14 protein-coding genes and 2 tRNA genes are annotated in these 15,155 nt (G+C 34.7%); 7 read left to right on the top strand and 9 right to left on the bottom strand.

The window, feature by feature from the left end; all coding sequences use genetic code 11:
* Positions 1-357: 357 nt before the first annotated feature.
* The 4 genes from F6K23_RS01990 to F6K23_RS01975 all read left to right on the top strand — a co-directional run bounded on the left by F6K23_RS01990 (position 358) and on the right by F6K23_RS01975 (position 3,181).
* Positions 358-987 carry an ABC transporter ATP-binding protein gene (locus tag F6K23_RS01990; RefSeq protein ID WP_293150006.1) on the top strand — a complete coding sequence of 210 codons (630 nt, stop codon included), beginning with the start codon at positions 358-360 and terminating at the stop codon, positions 985-987.
* Between the two features lie 233 nt (positions 988-1,220).
* The gene (locus F6K23_RS01985; RefSeq protein WP_293150004.1) at positions 1,221-1,379 is read left to right on the top strand and encodes a hypothetical protein; all 159 of its coding nucleotides are present in this window, start codon (positions 1,221-1,223) and stop codon (positions 1,377-1,379) included.
* A gap of 5 nt (positions 1,380-1,384) precedes the next feature.
* Positions 1,385-2,563, top strand: a complete 1,179-nt coding sequence (locus F6K23_RS01980; protein ID WP_293150002.1) for a hypothetical protein — start codon at positions 1,385-1,387, stop codon at positions 2,561-2,563.
* A gap of 240 nt (positions 2,564-2,803) precedes the next feature.
* The gene (locus tag F6K23_RS01975; RefSeq protein ID WP_293150000.1) at positions 2,804-3,181 is read left to right on the top strand and encodes a hypothetical protein; all 378 of its coding nucleotides are present in this window, start codon (positions 2,804-2,806) and stop codon (positions 3,179-3,181) included.
* A gap of 1,180 nt (positions 3,182-4,361) precedes the next feature.
* Here the strand turns inward: F6K23_RS01975 and F6K23_RS01970 are convergent.
* The 3 genes from F6K23_RS01970 to F6K23_RS01960 all read right to left on the bottom strand — a co-directional run bounded on the left by F6K23_RS01970 (position 4,362) and on the right by F6K23_RS01960 (position 5,225).
* Positions 4,362-4,607, bottom strand: a complete 246-nt coding sequence (locus F6K23_RS01970) for a hypothetical protein (RefSeq protein WP_293149998.1) — start codon at positions 4,605-4,607, stop codon at positions 4,362-4,364.
* A 161-nt stretch (positions 4,608-4,768) separates the two neighbouring features.
* Positions 4,769-4,918: a hypothetical protein gene (locus F6K23_RS01965; protein WP_293149996.1), complete on the bottom strand. Its 150-nt coding sequence runs from the start codon at positions 4,916-4,918 to the stop codon at positions 4,769-4,771.
* Complete coding sequence (locus F6K23_RS01960; protein WP_293149994.1) at positions 4,908-5,225, bottom strand: hypothetical protein; 318 nt, start codon at positions 5,223-5,225, stop codon at positions 4,908-4,910. The genes F6K23_RS01965 and F6K23_RS01960 overlap by 11 nt, the downstream gene beginning before the upstream one ends.
* Positions 5,226-6,066: 841 nt before the next feature.
* Between F6K23_RS01960 and F6K23_RS01955 the strand changes: the two genes are divergently transcribed.
* Positions 6,067-6,693 carry a precorrin-8X methylmutase gene (locus F6K23_RS01955; RefSeq protein ID WP_293149992.1) on the top strand — a complete coding sequence of 209 codons (627 nt, stop codon included), beginning with the start codon at positions 6,067-6,069 and terminating at the stop codon, positions 6,691-6,693.
* A 554-nt stretch (positions 6,694-7,247) separates the two neighbouring features.
* Here the strand turns inward: F6K23_RS01955 and F6K23_RS01950 are convergent.
* Positions 7,248-7,937, bottom strand: a complete 690-nt coding sequence (locus F6K23_RS01950) for a phosphate ABC transporter permease (RefSeq protein ID WP_293149990.1) — start codon at positions 7,935-7,937, stop codon at positions 7,248-7,250.
* Between the two features lie 196 nt (positions 7,938-8,133).
* Here F6K23_RS01950 and F6K23_RS01945 point away from each other — a divergent pair, with 196 nt between their 5' ends.
* Positions 8,134-8,379 (top strand): DUF1049 domain-containing protein, encoded by a 246-nt coding sequence (locus F6K23_RS01945; RefSeq protein WP_293149988.1) that lies wholly within the window; start codon positions 8,134-8,136, stop codon positions 8,377-8,379.
* An 83-nt stretch (positions 8,380-8,462) separates the two neighbouring features.
* Here the strand turns inward: F6K23_RS01945 and F6K23_RS01940 are convergent, their stop codons facing one another.
* From F6K23_RS01940 to F6K23_RS01925, 4 genes are all read right to left on the bottom strand, one after another.
* Positions 8,463-9,395 (bottom strand): hypothetical protein, encoded by a 933-nt coding sequence (locus F6K23_RS01940; protein WP_293149986.1) that lies wholly within the window; start codon positions 9,393-9,395, stop codon positions 8,463-8,465.
* Between the two features lie 238 nt (positions 9,396-9,633).
* Positions 9,634-9,705: transfer RNA gene (locus F6K23_RS01935), tRNA-Thr, on the bottom strand.
* Between the two features lie 30 nt (positions 9,706-9,735).
* Positions 9,736-9,817: transfer RNA gene (locus F6K23_RS01930), tRNA-Tyr, on the bottom strand.
* Positions 9,818-10,477: 660 nt separating this feature from the next.
* The gene (locus F6K23_RS01925; RefSeq protein WP_293149984.1) at positions 10,478-12,304 is read right to left on the bottom strand and encodes an ABC transporter ATP-binding protein; all 1,827 of its coding nucleotides are present in this window, start codon (positions 12,302-12,304) and stop codon (positions 10,478-10,480) included.
* A gap of 1,959 nt (positions 12,305-14,263) precedes the next feature.
* Here F6K23_RS01925 and F6K23_RS01920 point away from each other — a divergent pair.
* Complete coding sequence (locus tag F6K23_RS01920; protein WP_293149982.1) at positions 14,264-14,386, top strand: hypothetical protein; 123 nt, start codon at positions 14,264-14,266, stop codon at positions 14,384-14,386.
* A 279-nt stretch (positions 14,387-14,665) separates the two neighbouring features.
* On the opposite strand, the gene F6K23_RS01915 is transcribed toward F6K23_RS01920, so the two are convergent.
* On the bottom strand, positions 14,666-15,109 hold the full coding sequence (locus F6K23_RS01915; protein ID WP_293149980.1) for an NUDIX hydrolase: 444 nt from the start codon (positions 15,107-15,109) through the stop codon (positions 14,666-14,668).
* Positions 15,110-15,155 lie beyond the last annotated feature (46 nt).

Here is a 15,155-nt window from a genome sequence, read left to right as displayed (position 1 = left end):
TAGGATCTTATTGCTGATAGCTGATGGCTAATAGCTGAATGCTTACGTTCTATGTTATTATCTAAGCTAGATTATATATAAATTTTTAGACAATTTTCATCTAAATCCAGAAAACGTTTTAACCCAAACTCAGAAAAATTTCTGAGTAGAAACAATAAAAAAGATATTTAAAAGAACAAGGGGTCATTTCAGTTATCAGTTATCAATACCTCTGCTTGAAGTATTGGGATTGAAATATTGAAGTTTATTTTTTTTTCATCCCCTTGAAATGGGAGGTTTTAGACCTCATTTTTTGGTAAATACAGAAAATTAAATTCTCCCTTCTTCCTTCTTGCTTCTTCCTTCTTCCTTCTTAAAATGCTATATCTCAAAAACCTACATTATCATCCAGCAGCTAGTACCACCCCTATTCTCAAAAATATAAACCTGGAATTAGCACCTCAACAAATGGGACTAATTATCGGTCGTAGCGGTTCCGGCAAAACTACATTATTAGAAATATTAGCTGGTTTAGCTGAATGTTCTAAAGGAGAAATTTGCTGGCGAGACCAAAAATTAACCTCCGAACATTTACAACAACTCGGTGGTTTAGTATTTCAATTCCCAGAGAGACATTTTTGTGGCGCTACTATTCTCGAAGAATTACGATTAGGCCATCCAGAAATACGGCCAGAACAAATATCCTCTGCTCTGGAAGAAGTAGGACTTCAGGACTTATTATTAAGTACATCACCTCATGCTTTAAGTGGAGGTCAGCAACGTCGCCTCGCTTTAGCAGTACAACTAATTAGACAACCTCATCTATTAATGTTAGACGAACCAACAGCAGGATTAGATTGGTCAATGCGAAAACAACTTGTCAATTTATTGGCTAAATTGAAAAAACATTGGAGTTTATTGGTTGTCACCCATGATGCTAGTGACCTTTTACCCATAGCTGATAAATGTTGGACTTTAAATAAAGGAAATTTGGAATGTAGAATTTAGAATTCAGAATTTAGAATTGGAAATTTGGAATGTAGAATTTAGAATTCAGAATTTAGAATTTAGAATTGGGAATTGAGAATTTATAAGTTAATTGAACTGGTTTTTTATTATTACAAATGTCTCCTGAAATTTAGATAAAAGTGATAAAGAGGCGATCGCTACAAGAATTTAGAATGTAGAATTCAGAATTTAGAATTCAGTGGACAAATGTTTGGGATAGTATCAAGAAAGAATTGAAAGGTAGTTATGAAGATTCGGTGTGGGAACATTTGGCAGGTACTACCAACGCACCGTTTGAACCAGGGGAGCATCGGGAAATAGTAGTTAAGGCGATCAACAACTTAGGGAATGAGAGTTGTTGGTTGTTAAGAAGTTGGATGAATTGGGGGTAATTATTATGAGTAATAAGAGTCGGGATGAAGTATTAGAGCAATTGAGAGAGTTTCTTAAATTAGATAAATTAAGTACATCAAATTCTGAGCAAGATACAGCTTTTGTTGAATTACTTGAAAATGATGATTTTCTTGAAAGGTTGTATTTGTACATTGCTTTTAGAATCAAGGAAAAATATCAATGGCTCATTAGATTAATAGAGTTAAATGAAATCAATAATAAAACAACTAGCATTGTTTCTCTATCTGAGGCAATCAATCAGCAAGTAATTGAGTTAATTGAGTTAAATTCAACTGAAGATAATACATCTATTTTATTTAAAATTGATCTGGTACATAAAAAGTTAATTGAATTAGCTAAATTGTTAATTAAGCGAGACATAGATGCACAGAATGAGGTAAATGTTGTCCTAAAAATTGAGAAACAGTACCTGAAATTAGTGGAGTTGACAAAATCAAATTTAGCTGAAAGCAATAGGGTAAATGTTATCTTTGCAATCAAGATAATATATGGAACAATAATTGAAGATATTTACCCCGCTCTACAAGGTAATCGTAAGTCTAATTTTGCTGCCACAATTCAGACTCAATATCAAAGGTTAATTGAGTTAATGGAGTTAAATTTAATTGAAAATAACAGTAGAGTTTTTATCCCTGTAATTAGGCAGGAGTACAAGCACTTTTTAAGGGACTATTATCCCACGCCGTTTCCATGTGTGCCTCCTACCCCTACAAGCAAAGCTTTATACAAAGAATTAGGTCGAGGTTTTTACCGCTTCACCTCTACAAGTAAAACTCTACATGAAGGCATCATAATTACCGACAAAAATATCAAGAATGACTCACATAGCATAGTCCAAGGAGTTTTCCTCTATACAGATGAAGATTCAGAAATAGTAGACTATGTGATGAATAACTATGAAGCTTTTGATGAGTTAACTGGTGAGTGGTTCTACATATATGTCTTAGAAAAAAAAGGAATTAACTGGAAGCGTTTGAGAAAGTATTGGAAGTATTTGCTTTTATCAAAACTACATGAAATATTTAAACCAATCAGGCTGTTTACTAAAAAGCCATTTAACAGAAATGAATCTTACAAAATAGCACGAGATTTAGGTATCCCTTCTGACCAACTTCCCTGCATAGTATTCTTGCCACCTTTAACTGAAATATCCGGTCAATAAAAGCTTGTTATTCCCATTAAAGAAGCATCTACAAAATATTTCAGGAAAGTCTTTTCTACTTTGGAAAGTATAGTTAATCAAACTAAGGAGCAGAATCAATATGAAGCAATAAAAGTCAAATTTGACGATATTATCCAATATTTGGAAAACAATTCAGAAAAGGTTGTTCAACAGACAAGTACTAAGTATCAATATAATGGTACTAACATTTTTGTTAATAGTGAAATAAGGAGATTAAATATGACTAACGAAAATCAACCTAATATTAAGATTGATAGAATTGATCATTCTAATTTAGGCAGCGTTACTGGCAAAGGAAAAGCAACTCAAAATCAATATAATTATTCCCCAGAGCAAAAGCAAAATTTAGCAGAGGCAGCAAAAGAAATTCAACAATTATTACAGCAATTGTCTAAACCTGGGTATTCTGCAACTTCTATGGAAAATGCAATAATTGTAGGTGAGGTAATGCAGGAAATTGAGAAAAATCCCTCTCTGAATTATCGAATAATTGAAGCTTTAAAACAGGGAGGAAAGGAAGCTTTTAAGGAGTTGATTGACCATCCAGCAGTTAATATTTTAATGGCTTCGATTGATGGCTGGAATAATGCGGAGTAGGAAATAATATTGCTTATTAATGGTGTGTCGAGTATCCCTCAACTTGTTAAAAAATAGGAGAAACACAATCACGACTTACGCAGAGACACTATTTATAGCGTTGAAAAACTATAACGTTATAGATACATAGTGTTTGAGACCCAAAAATGCCTAACTCCTGAATATTATATATAGCGTTGAAAAACTATAACGTTATAGATAATAGTGTTTAAGACCCAAAAATGCCTAACTCCTGACTATAATATATAGCCTTCCAAAACTATAACGTTATAGATACATAGTGTTTGAGACCCAAAAATGCCTAACTCCTGAATATTATATATAGCGTTGAAAAACTATAACGTTATAGATAATAGTGTTTAAGACCCAAAAATGCCTAACTCCTGACTATAATATATAGCCTTCCAAAACTATAACGTTATAGATAAATAGTGTTTGAGACCCAAAAATGCCTAACTCCTGACTATAATATATAGCCTTCCAAAACTATAACGTTATAGATAAATAGTGTTTAAGACCCAAAAATGCCTAACTTCTGACTATGATATATAGCGTTGAAAAACTATAACGTTATAGATACATAGTGTTTAAGACCCAAAAATGCGTAACTCCTGACTATGATATATAGCGTTGAAAAACTATAACGTTATAGATACATAGTGTTTAAGACCCAAAAATGCGTAACTCCTGACTATGATATATAGCGTTGAAAAACTATAACGTTATAGATAAATAGTGTTAAGACCCAAAAATTCCTAACTCCTGACTATGAGTATGGGGTTCAATTCAGAAGTTCTAGTCAACCCGTGAAAAGGTAAAACTCTTGAGGGAACTATTAGTAGCGTATTCTACAATCATTCGAGCTGGGCGATCGCTTCGACTCCAAATTACTGCCCTTGCTCCACCAGAAATATCTCCACTAGCAACTCCTTGACTACTCCCCTGGCTCTTGCCGAGGGGATTCTAAGCAGATACTACGCAACAGGATAAATCCGTGTTGCTCCGTCTGTTCTTAGCTGACCAAAGATATATTCTCTGGGGACAATTTCCGCGGTGCCCCTACACAGTCGGCTTAAGTAGGGGCGATTTCCTACGGAATGCTCCGCAAACGCGAATCGCCCCTACTTAGCTTTGCGGCTTACTTTTGTGATGATATTTGCAGCCCCATTACAGTCTGCATTCACACACCAATTATTACCTGCTCTATACAAACCACGCTGTCTTGATGCAGTCGCTCATGGGGGAAACCCCCTTTGGCGGCGCTGCATCGCTTTATTCTTTTTCCTGACGGTTTCCAATCATTGGGTTTCTCACCATAAATAGACAGATTGTCACCATCTAAAAACGTAGGGGCGAATGGCCATTCGCCCCTACAAGTATAACTTTCTTCGGTTTCTATAAATATAATTCCATACTCATCACACAACTGAGCTATTCTTTCTTTGAGTCTAGCTGTCGGAATTGGTACAAATTCTGAATTACTTTTCTTTCCTAATTTTATTTGATTTTTCTGACCTTTATTCCAACCAAATACAATTGTACCAATAGAATTTTCGTGCGCAATGATTAATGACTATTCTGGCTGCTTTATTGATACCCAAATCGGATTTGGCGGTTACGTTTTTCAGTAATGGCAGCTAGTTTATTTGGCCAAAATCCAGTCGGTTGATTTTCTTTAATAGTTGATACTTGTTTGTTGTACCAACGATTCATTGATTTGAGATGTTTACCATCCATAACCCGCGCTAGTACCCACATTAGATACACAGGTCAACCAATTATTTAAACCATGATCTATCCCTAATACATTTTCTTGATTTAATTGAGGTTTAACTACTTCTTTTTCATAGACAAATTCATAGTAAAAACATCTATTTATTGGTAGGATTCTCAGTTCTTTAATAGCATTAAATTCGAGATTACTCGGCATAGGAATATAAAAGCAATCTAGACTAAACCAGCGCTTACAAGTATTACCTAGCGGAACTCTAATTTGATTATCTTTAAGTTTTAATGCATGAGTTGGGTAACTAACTGTAGCCATTCCCCCTTTTTTTCTGTAGTTAGGAATCCTTGGTATGTCTGATATTTTACCTTCAGTGTAGGCAATAATGAGACCATCCTGAAGACCTAAATGATTCAGCTACAGTTCTCAATATTTGTTGTGCTGAAGAGCGAATATAAAACTTTATAGTGATTGTTCTTTTTGTAGACTTTTTCCAAGTCAAACTTGCCCAGAGTTTTGTAAGACTTAAAAAATAATTGCCGACCATAATATATTCCCATGTTAGTGAGCTTGTGAGACTGTTCACATAAGAATGTTAAAATAGCAATTAATTCGGGATTTTTACCTACTAAAACTTGCTGACAAGAGTACATTTGAAACGGGAGTTGGAAAGCTTAATTGTAGCTAACAATAGCACAGGACAACTAAAGTTGTCTAGTCTAAACGACTCACTTGTTTTCATCCCCCAGTTCAAATACGGGGGCCTTCAACGTTGCTTTTCGGTAATTAGACCACCACCGATCAAAGCAGAAGAAAGTATAAATTTACGACGATTAAACATATCTATAAAAATCTGATAGCTAATTAGATATTTATAGCGCTACGCGCTAGGGAACAGGGAACAGGGAACAGGGAACAGGGAACAGGGAACAGGGAACAGGGAACAGGGAACAGGGAACAGGGAATAGCAAACTGTAAAAGGATTTTAGGATTGAAAAATGTCCTAACCAATTCTTGTAGTGCTATATAAATTATAAATTTACTCCCGTGGAAATTTCTTTAAAATTTTGCCCTTCCAGGGTATTATTAATTGCTAATATTTTCATTTTTTTGAATCTTTATATTAATTAACTTATTGCAGGCAGAGGAATAATTTGATATGGAATGGCACATCACAGATGCCCAAAGCTTAGGAATTATTGACAGAGAAATTGGCCCTCACGCATTCTCTCCTGCGGAGTACGAAATTGTGAGGCGGGTAATATATGCTACAGCAGATTTTGGATATAAGTCTCTAATTAGTTTCTCTGACCATGCTTTACAGTCTGGAGCTGCTGCTTTAGCTGCTCGTACAACTATTGTCGTAGATGTGCCAATGGTCCAAGTGGGTATTGCGCCAGTAATTCAAAGTACCTTTGTTAATCCTGTTTATTGTTCAATGGATGCTATAACTAGACCCCAAAAGGAAAAAACTACGGCAGCTTGGGGAATTGAAACTCTAGCTAGACGTTATCCAGAGGGAATTTTTGTTATAGGTGAAGCTCAAACTGCCCTCTGTGCAATTGTTGACTTAATTGAAGCTGAGGAAATTAGACCTGCTTTGGTTATTGGTACTCCTTCTGGTTTTGTGGGGGTGGATGTAGCTAAGTCACGTTTATACGATTCGATGATTCCTCATATTAGAATTGATGGTCGTAAGGGTAGTGCTGTGGTAGCAGTGGCTATTATTAATGGTTTAGTGGACTTAGCTTGGCAAGCTTATGGTCAACAAGGTCAAGGTAAGTGAACTACTGAATTTAACTATAAATTATCATAAGTTTACCGCTCTGTTACTAGGTGAATCTCAATGCATGAATAAAACCAAAAATTTATCGCTTTTAGGCAACAGCGGTCAGACCCCGCGTCGGCGTCAGACGCAAGGGAATGCTGACCAAGAGAGGCAACAGCTCCGGAAGGCAACAGGGAGTATATAGGAAAAAAGTATTTTTGCAAACATTGAGATGCACCCCTCTTAGCTTCCGTTCAAAGAGATAATCTTGAAATAGTGGAGGTCAATTACGAACCTATTAAAAATAAAAATATAGATAATAAATTACTAACCTTTATCATACCGAATATCAGATAAATTTTATGATTCTAGAAATATGTATCGACAAAAACATTAAGACCGAAGTCTAAATTTTTAGTGTATAAGTTAAGTAATATTTATTTATTGAATATTTCGTGAAATTGTACTATTTAGAAATAAGCCATATCGAAGTTTTGTTAGGAAAATAACCTAATTTTAATCAGCTATAAGAAGATCGAGTTAAATATGTTTATAGTCTAACTTGTAGAATTTTAACTAAACCTCATATCACTTGATTGACTTTGCTTACTTTTTTTACGAGATGAACGTACCTGATTAATTGCTTCAACAAAAGCATCTCTTCTGAGATATGGATAATCACTAACCCAGAGATTTACAGTAGGAAGATAAACATCTGAACTTTTCACAATTTTTCCTAAATCTTCTTGATAAGACATTACTAACATTACAGCTACCTGACCTCTAGAAACCCCTTGATGATGACGGCGTAGTGGAGCCTGAATTTCAGTTACAAATCCTGTTTTATCGCCTACTTCTAAATTAATTCGTTGCTCTAAATTTTCTACGATCATTAGTTCCCCTTTCTTATTAACTGTTTCTTCTTCACCAACAACTTCTTCCGTAATATATACATCTAAAACTCGTCCTTGCCATAAACCACTATATGGGTATCGCCTACATTCCATATTGCGAAGACTAGCTAACAAAACAGGCCCCCAAAACCAATAAAGACCTGCTGTAATACCAATTAGTAAGAATAAAGGGTCTCCATCGTTATGAGCAAATACGTTAATTAAAACAATGGTCAAAACTGCAACGGCAGAAATTAAAGCTCGTTTCAAAACATCAGAGAATTTTCCCCAATAATATTTATATTGGTCGCTCGTAGCTACAGTTGGAATTAGTTGTTCAAATGTTTTACGAGTTAGAGGAACTAGCATTGATCAATTTTCAAGTTTAGATGAATTGATTTAATTTTAGACTACGGTACATCATTAACGAAGTTAGAAGTCAGAACTCAAAAGTCAAAAGTCAAAAGTTAGAAGTCAGAGAGGGGGGCTAACTAAAGTCAGAAGTCAGAATTTTGTCATTCATGGTAAGGTAGTAATTAGTTATTTTGCGTCTTAAGCTGATTTAATGCAAAAATTCATTTCGCCAATTCTTAGTAGTATAATTCTGGCATTGTGGGTGAGTGGTATTGCAATCTTCTCAGTCCAGAATTCTACCCCAATATCTTTGAAATTTATGGCTTTCCAGTCCATTCATATACCTGTTGGAGTAATTTTGGCATTTAGTGTGAGTATAGGAGTTATTATTAGTTCTATTCTCCTACCACCTCTGTTTGGCATTGGACAGATAAAAGAGCATCAAGAGGATTTTTGATTTGATTCTGGAAAATAAATTGTGCCTATTCTTAGATTTTAATTTAAAGAATTTAGTCAAGAATTTCCTGACCTCAGTAGTTACTATAACTTGTATACTTGACCATCAATCAGTAGTCGAGTAATTCCTTTTGCTTGTAAATATACTGAAGTTTTTTGCAACATTCTACCATCAGGCACTTTTAGCACTCTTTGGTTGCGGGTAGAAAATCTATGAGCTACTCGGTGATTGTCAAAAACTGGTAAAGTCCTCTCTTGAGAATCTTCTATAGGTATTTGTCCTAGCTCGCCAAAGGCCATCAAAGGTTTAGTAACTAACTCTGTAAATTTATCTACTACTAGATAACAAATTTTTGGCAGAACAGATTCTGTGAGAGGATAGACTCTAATTTCAGAATAACTAGAATTATGAATAGATAAGTTATAGGGGGTTTCTAGATCCTCTTCTTCGTCAAGCTTATCTTCATCGTCAAATTCCTGAGCAAAATCTTCTAAATCATCATCCTCAAAATCATCTAAATTTTGGGTTTGCTCTAGTAAGTCTGCTGCTAAAATCTCTTCTATTTCTTCTTTTGGCAGTTCGTAATTATTCTCAAGGCGATCGCTTGATCTTTGCTTGTCTTGAGAAGTTAAAGATAATTTAGGAACTTCTGTTTGCTGATTAATCTCAGAATTATTAGATGAAGAAGACCGTCGTCGTCTTTTTTTGATTACTTCACCTGATTCATCTTCCCCATCATCTAATACTTCTCGATCTTGATCTTCCTTGACTTTGAATTCATCCAAGTCGTCTGTTGTATCCTGGTCGATATTTTTTTGGGAACGAGATGGACGTTTTTGTTTCTGTTGAACTAGGTCTTTATATTCATCTTCTGGTATGCTACTTTGCAATATACGTCTAATCGTAGAACTACTTACTCCATAGCGGTCTGCTAGAGTAATAGTATTATGTTCTGTAGTTTGATACAGCTCAACAATTTCTAATTTTTCTGAATCTGAAAGTTTTGTAGGTGTCATACCACCTTCCCCAAAAAATACCTAGTTTATTGATTGTGCCATACCATTGAAGCTATTTGAGAATAATAGCTAAATATGTATAACTTTACTTAAAATACTAAAGCTTTAATTACATAATCATCTAAGACTTTAGGCTTTTTTCATCTGGCTCTAACTAGAACTACATATCATCAACAAAAAAAGCAAAACTCATTTATTAGGATATTATATATTTAAGAATACTGTTAATTATTTTCAAAGCCCGTGACGAGGATTGAACTCGTGACCTCACCCTTACCAAGGGTGTGCTCTACCACTGAGCCACACGGGCATTTTTCTTTCAATCCTTCCTATTTGTGAGTGGGCCGAGCTGGATTTGAACCAGCGTAGGCATAGCCAGCGGATTTACAGTCCGCCCCCATTAACCACTCGGGCACCGACCCTTACGACTCACATTTATATATAGTAACACAAAAAAAATTAATTGCAATAGTTTTTGAGAAAAAATTTATTAGACATCTCTAGAGAAGAGGCAACAGGGAACAGGGAACAGGAAGAAATAGTGGTTATACCAGTTCAAAAAAATAATGTTACAAATTTTCTTGTTTCCTCCTGCCAAACTTAAGCTATTAATTCTCCAGTCTCTTGTAATGAATGTAGTCGGCGATAAATAGTTCATAAAAATGTAGTCAAATATGACACATCCTTATTTTGCAGGTGTTACCATGACTGGGTGAACTACAACACCCTCGCTTCCCATAGCTAAAAGCATTTGAGACTGCTTTTTCTTTTCCTCTTTGCATGATGATCTCCCTGATTCAATTTCTACTTGGTCATAATACAGAGGCTTGGACGTAGGTTCTGATGTGTCTAGAGGTAGCGTGTCAGTCCAGGAATTTCACCCTATTAAAATCAGATCGTTGACTCTTGAGGCTATTTGATTTTCATCATCACAGACATTGTTAGATTATGTCAATAGTCGCCCCAATTTCTGGAGACCATATGACTATATATGACTACATAAGACTATATTTGTGTTGAATGTTTATGATACCAGTTCAAAAAAATAATGTTACAAATTTTCTTGTTTCCTCCTGCCAGACTTAAGCTATTAATTCTCCAGTCTCTTGTAATGAATGTAGTCGGTCATAAATACCTTTTTGAGCTAATAATTCTTCGTGACTACCAACTTCGACAATTTTACCTTGGTCAAGAACTACGATTTTATCCGCCTCCCTAACTGTACTTAATCTATGGGCAATAATAATTGTAGTGCGAGTACCAAAAATATTACGCATTGCTAACTGAATCGATCGCTCACTTTCATAGTCCAAACTTGAAGTTGCCTCATCAAAAATTAGCACATCTGGGTCTACTAATAATGCCCTAGCGATTCCTAAACGTTGTCGTTGACCACCGGATAATCGCATTCCTCTTTCACCAACAACTGTATAGTAACCTTGAGGCATTTGTTGAATAAATTCATCAACTTTAGCAATTTTACAAGCATCTTTAACTTGGGCAAAAGTTGCTTGAGGATTACCGTAGGTCAAGTTATTTAATAGAGTGCCATTGAATATATCTACTTCTTGATGAACAATTGCTAATCTACGTCGATAACCTGTAATATCCAGAGTATTAATATCTTCTCCATCAATTAAAATTTTGCCTTGATTTGGTTGAAAATATCTGAATATTAATTTGACTAAAGTAGATTTTCCTGAGCCAGATTTTCCTACTAAGGCAACTGTTTGGCAAGGTGTAATTAAGAGATTTATATCCTGTAAAACAGGTTGGTTTTGATTGTAGCCAAAGCTTAAATTAGATAACTCAACTTTTCCTGTAAATTTATAGGCATTAATCTGTGATGAACTGGCAATTTCTCCTGATAAATTAGCAGCATCAGAACCTATAGGTAATTGCATAAATTCATGGAAACGAATCATTGAAGCATAGCGACGGACAAATTCTTCAGTTATCTGACTGATGGGAGTTATCTCTGCATAAGCCATGCTTGCTAGTGTATATACAGTCACAAAATATCCTAGAGAAATTTCACCAGATAATGTTGCTGATAATGTTAAACCCAGAATGAAGAAAAGGCAAAATTGAACAACTGTTGTCTGATACATAGATAGCCAAACATAGCCTCGATGAATTCGATAGATAATAAATTTTAGAGCGCGGTTAATTCGGGTAGTTTGTTTGTGGAATTCTTTAGTTTCTGTAGCAAATGCTTTGACTGTTTTAATATTGGTAATAATTTCTGAATTATGACTTTCTGTGTTTTCTTCATACTTATCAAAAGTTACTTCCATTTTGATAAGATGTTGAAGAGTTTTGGTAGTAAAGCTGAGAATAAAGATAAAAGAAATTAAGAATAGAATAGCAATCTGCCATTCTATTAAACAGATAACAATAAAAATACCTAGTACACGCACTAATTTGGGTATTAATACACCAGCAATTTCAGGATAAGTCCAAGTGTGGTTTAAGACTCCTTTAGAAATACGGTTGGCTATCCGTCCTGGGTTATTTTCATCATAAAATTCTATAGGTAGGGTGAGGATTTTTTTGACGGCGTTTTGGAAATGGTCTCGACGTGCTTTTAGAGGAACTACCCAGTGATACCAGTGTCCTAACCAAGCCATAGTTGGACCTTTGGTGATGCTGACCAAAAATATTAGTCCTAATGTCACTGATAGGGATAATAGTTGATTTGTTGGTAGTCCAGTTAGATTGGAGATTGCTCCAATCAAGTTTTCCATTGGCCAGTCTGTAGAATGGTCTGAAAGTATGTTCAAGGTCTGACCGATGGCATAAGGAACTATTAAATCAATTAGTTCGAGGGTGCTAGATGCTCCGATACCTAAGATGGAAAGTGGTAGGTATGCCTGATAGTATTTAATGATGTCCCGAAAAGTTGCCATAATTCTACTATTAAATATTTTAGAGGCACAGCTAGAGCGCTAGGCAAGTTAGAAGTCAGTAGGGGCGAATGGCCATTCGCCCCTACAAAAGTCAACAGTTATTCCTGACTAACTTTGAGCATTTATAAATGTCCTAACTTATTTGCGTAGTGCTAGATTAATTATATTACATTTATACTACATTAAGTAATATAAACTGAGAATTTACTATTTTTAGATTTTGGATAATAAAAGTAGATCGTAATAGTAAAGCAGTTGCGATCGCGACTGTAAGTTTATAGTATAAGGTAGTCAAGAAAGGGTTAATTATCTAAGTTGAATTTTTTGTAATATTTAGTTTTTTTATCAGGAAGAGGGAAGAAGGAAGAAGTAGAAGAAGTAAGAAAAAAGCCATCATATAATATAGAGCAATTATCATCACAATTTTCTATTATTTGTAGCCAAAATTTATCGTGTATTCTGGTATTACATAACTCTTAGATATCTTTGCAAAGGTAAGGGTTTTTGGCAATCGTAATAGTAAAGTAGTTGTGATCGCGACTGTAAGTTTATAGTAGAAGGTAGTCAAGAAAGGGTTAATTATCTAAGTTGAATTTTTTGTAATATTTAGTTTTTTTATCAGGAAGAGGGAAGAGGGAAGAAGTAGAAGAAGTAAGAAAAAAGCCATCATATAATATAGAGCAATTATCATCACAATTTTCTATTATTTGTAGCCAAAATTTATCGTGTATTCTGGTATTACATAACTCTTAGATATCTTTGCAAATGTAAGGGTTTTTGGCGAAGGAGTCAGGAGTTAGGAGTTCGAGAAATAGAATAGGGGAAAAAGGTAGAAAATTGCCTTAATATTCACTGAAAAATTTGGGTTTGAAGCCTCTTCTCAACGACAAATATCTCCGATACTCCCTTATTTATAAGTCAATACAGTTGTAAGCATTCAGCATTTAGCTATCAGCTATTAGCTTTAAAGGAGAAAAAAGCAATTTTATCAAAGCTTCAGAGTACGAATATCTGATTGAGAATGTAGTATGAATTAAAGGAATACTTGCTTGATTCATTAAAAAGTTTATAGCTGACAGCTAATAGCTTAATGCTTACATACAATTCTGTTAAGGATTTTTTGAAGAAGGAAAGTAGATAAGTCTATAGATCAATACAGTTCAGTTAAGGATTTTTTTTGGCAGTTCTGTAATCTGAAGAGCTACTCTAATGGTTCCATACCTTATGAGTTTTAGTCTTATCTGTTTGCGCAGCATGACCTAGGAAACTGTATTAATTGATAAGTACCGGACATGATATAAATCTTATACTATTTCTCCATGAAATTATACTTAATATAAATACGATAATAGTCAGTGTAATAAGGTTTGATCAACAATTATTAAACGCATTGTTACAGAGAAATTGTATTAGCAACAGCCTAATTATTTGTAGCCAAAATGTAAGCATTCAGCTATTAGCTTTTCCTACGGAATGCTACGCAAACAGCTTTTGAACCTAATAACTTACTCAAGTTAACTAATGACCTTTTTATTTCCTGCGGAATGCTACGCAAACATAAGTTTTAAGTCTCTTTGGAAACTAATTCCTCCTTTGGTGTAATAGTAAGTTTATAGCTGATAGCTGACAGCTAAATGCTTACGCCAAAATTTATTAAACTGGTCTAAAAATTAGACCAACCATGACAAATGTTTGCTACAAATAGTTATGTGACTACTTAGGAGTCAGAACTCAAGTAGGGGAGCTGTGGGATTGGCAAGGTACATTAGTCAGTAGGAGATGATGCTGACTAATTATCTGGCTTCATCAAGTATTTTTATTTAATTTATTCAATTTAATTTGGCTTGTACCTCAGTTAAATTATGATGATTTATAGTGTTTAAATACTGAGTAACTCACTGATGTTTGTGGTACTTTTTATGTAACAAATTGACATGGGGAATCTGAATTGAAACTTTAATGAATAATTATTTATTATTTGGTAATCTTTTTCCCTCTCTGATACTCTCAACCTGTAATACTAAATCCGGCGATCGAAATAACCGTTATGATGTTTGTGGTACTTTTTATGTAACAAATTGACGTGGGGAATCTGAATTGAAACTTTAATGAATAATTATTCATTATTTGGTAATCTTTTTCCCTCTCTAATACTCTCAACCTGTAATACTAAATCCGGCGATCGAAATAACCGTTATTATTAAGGTAAGGCAGAAGGCAGAGGGCAGAAGGCAGAGGTCAGAAGGCAGGAGGGTTAGAGAGTAATTTAAAGAACGGACTTTTGATAACCGGATTTGGTATAAAACAGTGTAATAAATTCCAGATATTTAAGAATATAAATTTATGGTTTTCTGTTCCTTCTTAAATCGATAAAACTTGAGTCAACATTTTCTTGTGTTCTTCAACAGTATTTTCAGGAACATAATCGAAAATTTTAATTTTTTCTCCTTCTTGATTTTCGGTCGGGAACGGAGAATTAGGAGTACATAAAAATACTAATCCTACGGACCAACCAAAACCACGTTGTTTTTCTTCACTCGGATATTCTAAATATCCTAATAACTGTTGTTTTGTAACTGTAATACTCAACTCTTCTACGGCAATTCTTTGAATAGCATCTTCAACATATTCTTGATAAAAAACCGTACCTCCAGGAATATGCCACAGATTATTCCAGGCAGCATCTTTTCTGAGAGTTAATGCCACACCTACATCAGTTTTTACAATTACTTCTACAACTAATCTAGGCACTTGAGAATATAACAGTTTAAACTCTTCTGGAGAAAAAGGTTTCTTGCGACTCATTTGATTTTATAGCGCTATGCGCTAGGGAATAGGGAATATGGAACAG

It is taken from the genome of Okeania sp. SIO2C9, assembly GCF_010672455.1.
In the GTDB taxonomy this organism is placed as follows: Bacteria; Cyanobacteriota; Cyanobacteriia; order Cyanobacteriales; family Microcoleaceae; genus Okeania.
Note: the sequence above shows the minus strand (reverse complement) of the source record. Positions and strands in the feature narration are given on the sequence as shown.